The sequence below is a fragment of the Burkholderia sp. MSh2 genome, from assembly GCF_000731655.1.
GTDB classification, from domain to species: domain Bacteria; phylum Pseudomonadota; class Gammaproteobacteria; order Burkholderiales; family Burkholderiaceae; genus Burkholderia; species Burkholderia paludis.
The window spans coordinates 33,593-44,791 of record NZ_JPGM01000042.1 but is presented as its reverse complement, the minus strand read 5'-3'; the positions used below and the strand labels follow the sequence as shown (position 1 = coordinate 44,791).

The following is an 11,199-nucleotide window of genomic DNA, read 5'->3' as shown; positions in this document are numbered from 1 at the left end:
AAATAGCGGCTCGGTTAGACACCGGTTTCTAATAATTTCCTTGTTTCGCGAGCGGCCGCACTCAATAATAGTACGGCCGTTCGATTTTATTCGAACCCCCGAACGGTTACAGAAATAGCTATGCGAAAAGGCGAACAGACGCGTGCCGCGATACTTGAAGCTGCTTTGGATCTCGCCAGCCGTGACGGGCTGGAGGGGCTGACGATCGGCCTGCTGGCCGAGCGCATGCAGATGAGCAAGAGCGGCGTGTTCGCGCACTTCGGATCGCGCGAGGACCTGCAGGTCGAGGTCGTCCGCGAGTATCACCATCGTTTCGAAAACGAGGTGTTCTTTCCGAGCCTGCGCGAGCCGCGCGGCTTGCCGCGCCTCCGGGCGATGCTGTCCCGCTGGACGGAGAAGCGCATCCAGGAGGTGACGACGGGATGCATCTACATCAGCGGCGCCGTCGAATACGACGACCGGCCTGACAGCCCCGTGCGCGAGCAGTTGATCGCGAGCGTGACGGCCTGGCGTGCCGCGATGCTGCGTGCCATTTCGCAGGCGAAGGAAGAAGGCCATCTGCGTGCGGATACCGATCCGGACCTGATGCTCTTCGAGTTGTACAGCTTCACGCTCGGCCTGCATCACGACGCCCGCTTCCTGCATTCGCCGGACGCCGTGCGCCTCACGTGGGCCGCGCTGGAAAAGACGATTGTTTCGTATCAGAGCGAGAGCCGTTAGCGGCGCGTGACCCGCCCGCCAGGAGCTCGAGCCGTTTTGCCCACCTTTGGAGAGAGTCATGGGACAGTACGCCGCGCCGCTGCGCGACATGCAATTCGTGTTGCACGAGCTTCTGAACGTCGAAGCCGAAGTCAAGCAAATGCCCAAGCATGCGGACCTCGACGCCGACACGATCAACCAGGTCCTCGAGGAAGCGGGCAAGTTCTGCTCCGAGGTACTGTTCCCGCTGAACCAGGTCGGCGACCGCGAAGGCTGCACGTATGAAGGCGACGGCGTCGTGAAGACCCCGACCGGCTTCAAGGAGGCCTACCGGCAATACGTCGAGGCCGGCTGGCCGGCACTGGGCTGCGATCCGGACTACGGCGGCCAGGGCCTGCCCGCGTTCGTGAACAACGCGCTCTACGAAATGCTGAACTCGGCGAACCAGGCATGGACGATGTATCCGGGCCTGTCGCACGGCGCCTACGAATGCCTGCACGCGCACGGCGCGCCGGAACTCCAGAAGCAGTACCTGCCGAAGCTCGTGTCGGGCGAATGGACGGGCACGATGTGCCTGACCGAGCCGCACTGCGGCACCGACCTCGGCATCCTGCGCACCAAGGCCGAACCGAACGGCGACGGCTCGTACTCGATCAGCGGCACGAAGATCTTCATCTCGAGCGGCGAGCACGACATGTCGAAGAACATCATCCACCTCGTGCTCGCGCGCCTGCCGGACGCGCCGCAGGGCACGAAGGGGATCTCGCTGTTCATCGTGCCGAAATTCGTCCCCGATGCAGCGGGCGAGCCGGGCGAGCGCAACGGCATCAAGTGCGGCTCGATCGAGCACAAGATGGGCATCCACGGCAACTCGACGTGCGTGATGAACCTCGACGGCGCGAAGGGCTGGATGGTCGGCGAGCCGAACAAGGGTCTCAACGCGATGTTCGTGATGATGAATGCCGCGCGCCTCGGCGTCGGCATGCAGGGCCTCGGCCTCACGGAAGTCGCCTACCAGAACTCGCTTACGTACGCGAAGGAGCGCCTGCAGATGCGCTCGCTGACGGGCCCGAAGGCACCGGACAAGCCGGCCGACCCGATCATCGTGCACCCGGACGTGCGTCGCATGCTGCTCACGCAGAAGGCCTATGCCGAAGGCGCGCGCGCATTCACGTACTGGTCCGCGCTGCAGATCGACAAGGAGCTGTCGCACGGTGACGAAGCGGTGCGCAAGGAGGCGGCCGACCTCGTCGCGCTGCTCACGCCGATCATCAAGGCCTTCCTGACCGACAACGCGTTCGAGTCGACCAACCACGCGATGCAGATCTACGGCGGCCACGGCTTCATCTCCGAGTGGGGCATGGAGCAGTACGTGCGCGACGCGCGGATCAACATGATCTACGAAGGCACGAACTCGATCCAGTCGCTCGACCTGCTGGGCCGCAAGGTGCTCGGCGACATGGGCGCGAAGCTGAAGAAGTTCGGCAAGCTCGTCACGGAATTCGCCGAAGCCGAAGGCGTGAAGCCGGAGATGGCCGAGTTCATCAACCCGCTCGCCGACATCGGCGACAAGGTGCAGAAGCTGACGATGGAAATCGGCATGAAGGCGATGCAGAACCCGGACGAAGTCGGCGCCGCCGCCGTGCCGTACCTGCGCACCGTCGGCCACCTGGTGTTCTCGTACTTCTGGGCGCGCATGGCACGCCTCGCACTCGACAACGAAGCGTCGGGCGATCCGTTCTACAAGTCGAAGCTCGCGACGGCCCGCTTCTACTTCGCACGCCTGCTGCCCGAGACGGCATCGACGATCCGCGCCGCGCGCGCCGGTTCGAAGACGCTGATGGAAGTCGACGAATCGCTGTTCTGACGCGCGTTCGGGCGGCGTGCGCCGCGCGCCGCCCGAGCCCAACGGTTCCTGGTACTCACTTCGCCGTGCAGCCCTTACCTCCCGCGCTGCACGACACTATCCGGAGACATCCCGTGAGCAATTTCCTGATTCGCAAGGTCGCCGTGCTGGGCGCCGGCGTGATGGGCGCGCAGATCGCCGCGCACCTCATCAACGCACGCGTGCCGGTGCTGCTGTTCGACCTGCCGGCCAAGGAAGGCCCGAAAAACGCGATCGCGCTGAAGGCGATCGAGAACCTGAAGAAGCTGTCGCCCGCGCCGTTCGGCGTGAAGGACGACGCGAAGTACCTCGAGGCGGCAAACTACGAAGACGACATCGCGAAGCTCGCCGAATGCGACGTCGTGATCGAGGCGATCGCCGAGCGGATGGACTGGAAGCACGACCTGTACAAGAAGGTCGCACCGCACATCGCGCCGAACGCGATCTTCGCGACCAACACGTCGGGCCTGTCGATCACGAAGCTGTCCGAAGGTTTCTCGGACGAGCTGAAGGCGCGTTTCTGCGGCGTGCACTTCTTCAACCCGCCGCGCTACATGCACCTGGTCGAACTGATTCCGACCGGGCATACGCGCCCGGACATCCTCGACCAGCTCGAAACGTTCCTGACCAGCATCGTCGGCAAGGGCGTCGTGCGCGCGAAGGACACGCCGAACTTCATCGCGAACCGCGTCGGCATCTTCTCGATCCTCGCGGTGATCACCGAGGCCGCGAAGTTCGGCCTGCGCTTCGACGAAGTCGACGACCTGACGGGCAGCCGCCTGGGCCGTGCGAAGTCGGCGACGTTCCGCACCGCGGACGTGGTCGGCCTCGACACGATGGCGCACGTGATCAAGACGATGCAGGACAATCTCGCCGACGATCCGTTCTTCCCGGTCTACCAGACGCCCGCCGTGCTTGCCGAACTGGTGAAGCAGGGCGCGCTGGGCCAGAAGACGGGCGGCGGTTTCTACAAGAAGGAAGGCAAGGCGATCAAGGTGCTCGACGCGAAGACGGGCACCTATGTGGATTCGGGCGCGAAGGCGGACGAAACCGTCGGCCGCATCCTGAAGCGTCCGCCGGCCGAACGCCTGAAGCTGCTGCGTGAAACGGACCATCCGCACGCGCAGTTCCTGTGGTCGATCTTCCGCGACGTGTTCCACTACATCGGCGTGCATCTCGAGTCGATCGCGGACAACGCGCGCGACGTCGACCTCGCGATCCGCTGGGGCTTCGGCTGGAACGAAGGCCCGTTCGAAGGCTGGCAGGCCGCCGGCTGGAAGCAGGTCGCCGAGTGGGTGCAGGAAGACATCGCGGCCGGCAAGGCGCTCGCGAACGTGCCGCTGCCGTCGTGGGTGCTCGAGGGCGCGGTTGCCGAGAAGGGCGGCGTGCACACGGCCGAAGGCTCGTGGGCGCCGGCGGCGAAGCGTTTCGTGCCGCGTTCGGACCTCGCGGTCTACGGCAAGCAGGTGTTCCGCGCGCCGCTGCTCGGCGAAGCGGGCGCCGATCCGAAGACGTACGGCAAGACGCTGTTCGAGACCGACGCCGTGCGCGCATGGGTCGACGACCGTGCGGGTGAGGACGACGTCGTGATCGTGTCGTTCAAGTCGAAGATGAACACGATCGGACCGAGCGTGATCGACGGCCTGGTGCAGGCGATCGAAGTCGCGGAGAAGGACTACAAGGGCGTGGTGATCTGGCAGCCGACGTCGCTGAAGCTCGGCACGCCGGGCGGCCCGTTCTCGGCCGGCGCGAACCTCGAAGAGGCGATGCCCGCGTTCATGATGGGCGGTGCGAAGGGTATCGAGCCGTTCGTGAAGAAGTTCCAGGAAGGCATGCTGCGCGTGAAGTACGCGAACGTGCCGGTGGTCGCAGCCGTGTCGGGCATCGCGCTCGGCGGCGGGTGCGAACTGATGCTGCACAGCGCGAAGCGCGTCGTGCACGTCGAGAGCTACATCGGCCTCGTCGAAGTGGGCGTCGGCCTCGTGCCGGCAGGCGGCGGCCTGAAGGAAGCGGCGCTGCGCGCGGCGGACGCCGCCACGGCCGCGAACGCGACCACCGACATCCTGAAGTTCGTCACGAAGTCGTTCGAGAACGCGGCGATGGCGAAGGTCTCGGCGTCCGCGCACGATGCGCGTGCGATGGGCTACGTGAAGCCGTCCGACACGATCGTCTTCAACGTGTTCGAACTGCTCGACACCGCGAAGAAGGAGGCGCGTGCGCTGGCTGCGACCGGCTACCGCGCACCGCTGCGCGCGAAGGACGTGCCGGTGGCGGGCCGTTCGGCAATCGCGACGATCAAGGCATCGCTCGTCAACATGCGCGACGGCCGCTTCATCAGCGACCACGACTACCTGATCGCGAGCCGCATCGCCGAGGCCGTGTGCGGCGGCGACGTCGAAGCCGGCAGCCTGGTCGACGAGCAGTGGCTGCTCGCGCTGGAGCGTCGTGCGTTCGTCGAGCTGCTCGGCACGCAGAAGACGCAGGAGCGGATCATGGGCATGTTGCAGACCGGCAAACCGGTGCGCAACTGAGCGAGCGGATAACTTTGTATGGGGCCCGGGGCGGCGCTGAAGCGGCGGCCCGGGCCGACAGGAGTCTGAAATGAGCAAACAACTGCAAGACGCATACATCGTCGCCGCCAGCCGCACGCCGATCGGCAAGGCCCCGCGCGGTGTCTTCAAGAATACGCGCCCGGACGAGCTGCTGGTCCACGCGATCAGGTCGGCGGTCGCGCAGGTGCCCGGCCTCGACACGAAGGTGATCGAGGACGCGATCATCGGCTGTGCGATTCCGGAAGCCGAGCAGGGCCTGAACGTCGCGCGCATGGGCGCGCTGCTCGCGGGCCTGCCGCAGACGGTCGGCGGCGTGACGGTCAACCGCTTCTGCGCGTCGGGCATCACGGCGCTGGCGATGGCGGCCGACCGTATCCGTGTCGGCGAGTCGGACGCGTTGTTCGCGGGCGGTTGCGAATCGATGAGCATGGTGCCGATGATGGGCAACAAGCCGTCGATGTCGCCGCACATCTTCGATCGCAGCGAGGATTTCGGCATCGCGTACGGGATGGGCCTGACGGCCGAGCGGGTCGCCGACCAGTGGAAGGTGAGCCGTGAAGACCAGGACGCGTTCTCGGTCGAGTCGCACCGCAAGGCGCTGGCCGCGCAACAGGCCGGCGAATTCAACGACGAGATCGCCGCATACACGCTCACCGAGCGTTTCCCGAACCTCGCGACCGGCGAAATCGACGTGAAGACGCGCGAGATCGCGCTCGACGAAGGTCCGCGCGCGGATACGTCGATCGAAGGCCTCGCGAAGCTGCGCACGGTGTTCGCGAACAAGGGTTCGGTCACGGCCGGCAACAGCTCGCAGACGTCGGACGGCGCGGGTGCGCTGCTCGTCGTGTCGGAGAAGGTGCTCAAGGAATTCAACCTGACGCCGCTCGCGCGCTTCGTGAGCTTCGCGGTGCGCGGCGTGCCGCCGGAAATCATGGGGATCGGCCCGAAGGAAGCGATTCCGGCCGCGCTGAAGGCCGCGGGCCTGAAGCAGGACGATCTCGACTGGATCGAACTGAACGAGGCGTTCGCCGCGCAATCGCTGGCGGTGATCCGCGATCTCGGCCTCGACCCGTCGAAGGTCAACCCGATGGGCGGCGCGATCGCTCTCGGTCACCCGCTCGGCGCGACCGGTGCGATCCGCGCGGCGACCGTCGTGCACGGCCTGCGCCGCCGCAACCTGAAGTACGGGATGGTCACGATGTGCGTCGGCACCGGCATGGGCGCCGCGGGCATCATCGAACGCCTGTAAGCGGGACGCGACGAAAAGCGACGACGGTGTGCGGGCCACGAGCTCGCGCACCGTTTTTTCATTCCGGTAGGGGACACTCAAAGGAGACGGTTGTGGCCGAAATTCAAGTGGAACGCGCCGACGGCGTGTTGACGATCGCGATCGCGCGCCCGGCGAAGAAGAATGCGCTGACGGCGGCGATGTACCAGACGATGGCCGATGCGCTCGCCGAAGCCCAGGAAGACAAGGCGGTCCGCGTGATCCTGCTGCGCGGCAGCGACGGCAATTTCAGCTCGGGGAACGATCTCGAGGATTTCCTGAAGTCGCCGCCGAAGGACGACAACGCGCCGGTATTCCAGTTTCTCGCGCGGATCAGCGGCGCGCAGAAGCCGATCGTGGCGGCGGTGCCGGGCGTCGCGGTCGGCGTCGGCGTGACGATGCTGCTGCACTGCGATCTGGTCTACGCGGCCGATACCGCGATGTTCTCGCTGCCGTTCGTGCAGCTCGGGCTGTGCCCGGAAGCGGCGTCGAGCGTGTTGCTGCCGCGCCTGGCCGGCCATCAGGTCGCGGCCGAGAAGCTGTTGCTCGGCGAGGCGTTCGATGCGCTGGAAGCGCACCGCATCGGCATCGTCAACCGGGTGCTGCCGGCCGCGGAGCTCGATGCGTTCGCGGCGAAGCAGGCGGCGAAGCTCGCGGCGCTGCCGGCGTCGTCGCTGCGCGTGACGAAGGCACTGCTGAAGGATACGGGCGGTGCGGCAACGCCCGCGCGGATGGCCGAGGAGGCGCGTCACTTCTCCGCGATGCTGCGCGCGCCGGAAGCGCGCGAGGCGATGACGGCGTTCTTCGAGAAGCGCAAGCCGGATTTCCGTCAGTTCGACTGACGGAGCGGCGCGAGGCACGCTCAGGCCGTGCCGTAGTCGACGTGGCCGGTCTCGCGGCAGAAGCTGACGAGCCGCAGGCCGGCCGCCTTCGCGATGTCGATCGCGAGCGACGACGGTGCGGAGATCGTCGCGACCAGCGGGATGCCGACGCGGGCGGCCTTGCGCACGAGCTCGTAGCTCGCGCGGCTCGACAGGAATACGAAGCCGTCGGTCGCGTCGGCGCGAGACAGCACGAGCGAGCCGATCAGCTTGTCCAGCGCGTTGTGGCGGCCGACGTCCTCGAAGGCCGTCCGGATCGCGCCGGTTGCATCGCACCATGCGGCCGCATGCAGGCCGCCCGTGAGCTGCGTGAGCGCCTGATGGGCCGGCAGCGTGCGCGCGGCGCGCGCGAGCGCGTCGGGCGCGAGGCGCGCGAGAAAGCCCGTATCGGGCACGCGTTCGGGCGCGAGGTCGAGCAGGTCGATGCTTTCGATCCCGCATACGCCGCAGCCGGTGCGTCCCGCGAGCGCGCGGCGGCGGTCCTTCAGCGCGGCGAACGCCTGCTGGACGACTTCCAGATGGACTTCCGCGTGCGGCAGCGGCGCGTCGGCGTGCAGGATCACCTCGATGTCCTTGATGTCGCTGCCGCGCGCGACGATGCCTTCCGAGATCGCGAAGCCGACCGCGAACGCCTCGAGGTCGCACGGCGTACACATCATCACCGCATGCGAGATGCCGTTGAAGACGAGCGCAACGGGCCATTCCTGGCCCACGTAGTCGTACGCGGTCTCGACGGTGCCGCCGCGCGTGCGGCGCACGGACAGTTCGACCGCGCCGCGCGGTTCGTCGTGCATTGCACCGGATTCGGTCGGATTCACGAGTACTCCCGTTGATTCGACGCGCGGCCGGCGACAATCGGGGCCGCCGCCTGCGCGCACAGGTTCTAAAATACCTCAGGCAAGCCGGCCGCGCCGGCATCCGCCACATCAGGTAACGACCATGGGACTCAGCGACGCTCCACTGCTATTCGATTTCGAACACGAATCGTCGGAAAACTTCACCTACATTCCGATGATCGTGCGTTTCAATCTCGACCGCTTCGGTCTGCGGATCTCGCTCGAGCAGTGGCAGCTGCTGCCGCTCGAGGACCGCAAGCTGCTCGCGCGCTTTCCGGCCGACGACGACACCACGATCGAGCCCAACTTCGATCATGCGCTGTTCGAAATGCTGCGCACGCACGCCGATCTGGAACCGTCATGGTTCCAGCCGGACGAGCGGCCGACCTGGCGCGCCGTCGATACGGTGCCGGAGTCGCTCGTGCAGCAGAGCGCGCTGGCCGGGCTGACCGCGCCCGAGCTTGCGCAATGGCGGCGGCTCGCGCCGTTCCAGCGCTATGTGCTGGTGAAGCTGTCGCGCAAGCCGAAACTGAATCACGATTTCCTGCCCGCGATGCGGGAGTTCGGGCTGACCGCCACGCACTGACGGGCGGCCGGCCGCGTCGCCCGCCGGTCAGAGCGGCGGCAGCTGGCGCGGCTTGCGATCCTGGCCGGTCGCGACGTAGGTGAGCGTCGCTTCGGTAACCTTGACGATTTCGCCCATCAGGCGCATGCGTTGCGCGTACACCTCGACGTCGACCGTGATCGACGTGTTGCCGGTGCGCGTGATGGTCGCGTAGAAACTCAGGAGATCGCCGACGAACACCGGCTGCTTGAACAGGAACGAGTTGACCGCGACCGTCGCCACGCGGCCGTTCGCGCGCTGGCTCGCGGGAATCGAGCCGGCGATGTCGACCTGCGACATGATCCAGCCGCCGAACACGTCGCCGTGGACGTTCGCGTCATGCGGCTGCGGGACGACGCGCAGGGCGGGTTGCTTTTGCGGGAGTTCGAGGGTCGAATCGGTCATGGCGGGGGCTTTCATCCTGTAATCAATACGCCGCCGCGCGCAGGCTGGCCGGCGGAAGCGCCGGCAGCGGCGCGAAGCGGCTTCTGCGACAATACAACGTTCGCAAATTGTACGAGAAAGTGAGCGAGCCGGCCGCCGATGCATGCGCCCGGCGGCGCCGCCGACCCTTCCCCCCATGCGCCGATTTCCCGCTTCCGGCGAGCCTGCACAGGCTTCGACCGGGCCCCGCAACGACTGGCAGACCATCCGGTCGCTGCTGCCGTACCTGACCACCTACAAATGGCGCGTCGCGCTCGCGCTCGGCTGCCTGATCGCGGCGAAGGTCGCGAATCTCGGCGTGCCGATCGTGATGAAGCGCATCGTCGACCACCTGTCCTACGTCCAGCAGATCACCGCGCTCGGCCGTGCCGAACAGTCGGCCGGCATCGTGCTCGCGGGCGGGGTGGGGCTGCTGGTCGTCGCCTATGCGTTCGTGCGGCTGTCGACGTCGCTGTTTACCGAGCTGCGCGAGATCCTGTTCTCGAAGGTCACCGAGAGCGCGGTGCGCCGGCTCGCGCTGCAGGTGTTCCGGCACCTGCACGGACTGTCGCTGCGGTTTCATCTGGAGCGCCAGACGGGCGGCATGTCGCGCGACATCGAGCGCGGCACGCGCGGCATCCAGCAACTGATCTCGTATTCGCTGTACAGCATCCTGCCGACGCTCGTCGAGGTCGGGCTCGTGCTCGGCTTCTTCGTGGTCAAGTACGAGGCCTATTACGCTTACGTGACGTTCGCGGCGCTGATCACGTACATCGTGTTCACGGTGAAAGTCACCAACTGGCGCACGCATTTCCGCCGCACGATGAACGAGCTCGATTCGCGTGCGAACTCGCGGGCGATCGATTCGCTGATCAACTACGAGACGGTGAAGTATTTCGGCAACGAGGCGTGGGAAGCGCAGCGCTACGACGAGAACCTGAAGCGCTACCGCAAGGCCGCGATCCGCTCGCAGAACTCGCTGTCGGTGCTGAACTTCGGCCAGCAGGCGATCATCGGCACGGGGCTCGTGTTCATCCTGTGGCGCGCGACGCAGGGCGTGCTCGCGGGCAAGCTGACGCTCGGCGATCTCGTGCTGATCAACACGTTCATGCTGCAGCTCTACATTCCGCTGAACTTTCTCGGCGTCGTCTATCGCGAACTGAAGCAGAGCCTGACCGACATGGACCGAATGTTCGGGTTGCTGTCGGCCGCGAAGGAAGTGGCCGACCGCCCCGATGCGCGGCCGCTCGAGGTGGCCGGTGCGCAGGTGCGCTTCGAGCATGTGAACTTCGCGTACGAGCCGGCGCGGCCGATCCTGCACGACGTGACGTTCACGATCGACGCGGGCACGACGACCGCGGTGGTCGGCCATAGCGGCTCCGGGAAGTCGACGCTGTCGCGGCTGCTGTTCCGCTTCTACGATCTCGACCGGCAGGCCGGCGGCACGATCCGGATCGACGGGCAGGACATCCGCGACGTCACGCAGGATTCGCTGCGCGCGTCGATCGGGATCGTGCCGCAGGACACCGTGCTGTTCAACGACTCGATCTACTACAACATCGCGTACGGTCGGCCCACCGCGAGCCGCGACGAGGTGATCGCGGCCGCGCGCGCCGCGCACATCCACGATTTCATCGAAAGCTTGCCGAAAGGCTATGACACGCCGGTCGGCGAGCGCGGGCTGAAGCTGTCGGGCGGCGAGAAGCAGCGCGTCGCGATCGCGCGCACGCTGCTGAAGGATCCGCCGGTGCTGCTGTTCGACGAAGCGACGTCGGCGCTCGATTCGCGCTCGGAGCGCGCGATCCAGCACGAACTCGACCAGATCGCGCGGCATCGCACGACGCTCGTGATCGCGCACCGGCTGTCGACGGTCGTGCACGCGCAGCAGATCCTCGTGATGGACCACGGGCGGATCGTCGAGCGCGGTACGCACGACGAGCTGGTGCGGGCCGGCGGCCTGTATGCGCAGATGTGGGCGCTGCAGCAGCAGCGCGCGGCGGCGGGCGGGGAAGCGGCCGAGGCCGCATGAGCGGCGCTGCCGCGCCGCGCTGA

At 66.6% G+C, this 11,199-nt stretch carries 9 protein-coding genes; 7 read left to right on the top strand and 2 right to left on the bottom strand.

The features are described 5' to 3' along the window. Nucleotides 1-120 precede the first annotated feature (120 nt). The 5 genes from GQ57_RS25365 to GQ57_RS25345 all read left to right on the top strand — a co-directional run bounded on the left by GQ57_RS25365 (nt 121) and on the right by GQ57_RS25345 (nt 7,245). Entirely contained in the window at nt 121-720 is a 600-nt protein-coding gene (locus GQ57_RS25365) for a TetR/AcrR family transcriptional regulator (RefSeq protein ID WP_031401100.1), read from the top strand. A 58-nt stretch (nt 721-778) separates the two neighbouring features. Continuing rightward, complete coding sequence (locus GQ57_RS25360; RefSeq protein ID WP_031401099.1) at nt 779-2,566, top strand: acyl-CoA dehydrogenase C-terminal domain-containing protein; 1,788 nt, start codon at nt 779-781, stop codon at nt 2,564-2,566. A 113-nt stretch (nt 2,567-2,679) separates the two neighbouring features. Next, complete coding sequence (locus GQ57_RS25355) at nt 2,680-5,115, top strand: 3-hydroxyacyl-CoA dehydrogenase/enoyl-CoA hydratase family protein (protein ID WP_031401098.1); 2,436 nt, start codon at nt 2,680-2,682, stop codon at nt 5,113-5,115. 70 nt (nt 5,116-5,185) lie between these two features. Then, complete coding sequence (locus tag GQ57_RS25350) at nt 5,186-6,385, top strand: acetyl-CoA C-acyltransferase (protein ID WP_031401097.1); 1,200 nt, start codon at nt 5,186-5,188, stop codon at nt 6,383-6,385. Nucleotides 6,386-6,477: 92 nt separating this feature from the next. Beyond that, nucleotides 6,478-7,245, top strand: coding sequence for an enoyl-CoA hydratase (locus tag GQ57_RS25345; RefSeq protein ID WP_034199368.1), 768 nt, complete (start codon nt 6,478-6,480; stop codon nt 7,243-7,245). A 20-nt stretch (nt 7,246-7,265) separates the two neighbouring features. On the opposite strand, the gene fdhD is transcribed toward GQ57_RS25345, so the two are convergent. Further along, nucleotides 7,266-8,078 (bottom strand): formate dehydrogenase accessory sulfurtransferase FdhD, encoded by an 813-nt coding sequence (fdhD, locus tag GQ57_RS25340; RefSeq protein WP_407638602.1) that lies wholly within the window; start codon nt 8,076-8,078, stop codon nt 7,266-7,268. Nucleotides 8,079-8,223: 145 nt separating this feature from the next. On the opposite strand from fdhD, the gene GQ57_RS25335 reads away from it, so the two are divergent. Further along, nucleotides 8,224-8,706, top strand: coding sequence for a nitrate reductase associated protein (locus tag GQ57_RS25335; protein ID WP_034199367.1), 483 nt, complete (start codon nt 8,224-8,226; stop codon nt 8,704-8,706). 27 nt (nt 8,707-8,733) lie between these two features. Here GQ57_RS25335 and GQ57_RS25330 read toward each other — a convergent pair whose 3' ends face one another. Continuing rightward, complete coding sequence (locus GQ57_RS25330; protein ID WP_031401093.1) at nt 8,734-9,129, bottom strand: acyl-CoA thioesterase; 396 nt, start codon at nt 9,127-9,129, stop codon at nt 8,734-8,736. 175 nt (nt 9,130-9,304) lie between these two features. Here GQ57_RS25330 and GQ57_RS25325 point away from each other — a divergent pair, with 175 nt between their 5' ends. Beyond that, complete coding sequence (locus GQ57_RS25325; protein ID WP_031401092.1) at nt 9,305-11,176, top strand: ABCB family ABC transporter ATP-binding protein/permease; 1,872 nt, start codon at nt 9,305-9,307, stop codon at nt 11,174-11,176. The last annotated feature ends 23 nt before the right edge of the window (nt 11,177-11,199 follow it).

Bases quoted from the DNA above. Each gene is read 5' to 3' on its own strand.
- fdhD (WP_407638602.1), bottom strand. From the start codon at position 8,078: ATGCACGACGAACCGCGCGGCGCGGTCGAACTGTCCGTGCGCCGCACG.
- GQ57_RS25330 (WP_031401093.1), bottom strand. From the start codon at position 9,129: ATGACCGATTCGACCCTCGAACTCCCGCAAAAGCAACCCGCCCTGCGC.
- GQ57_RS25365 (WP_031401100.1), top strand. From the start codon at position 121: ATGCGAAAAGGCGAACAGACGCGTGCCGCGATACTTGAAGCTGCTTTG.
- GQ57_RS25360 (WP_031401099.1), top strand. From the start codon at position 779: ATGGGACAGTACGCCGCGCCGCTGCGCGACATGCAATTCGTGTTGCAC.
- GQ57_RS25335 (WP_034199367.1), top strand. From the start codon at position 8,224: ATGGGACTCAGCGACGCTCCACTGCTATTCGATTTCGAACACGAATCG.
- GQ57_RS25325 (WP_031401092.1), top strand. From the start codon at position 9,305: ATGCGCCGATTTCCCGCTTCCGGCGAGCCTGCACAGGCTTCGACCGGG.
- GQ57_RS25350 (WP_031401097.1), top strand. From the start codon at position 5,186: ATGAGCAAACAACTGCAAGACGCATACATCGTCGCCGCCAGCCGCACG.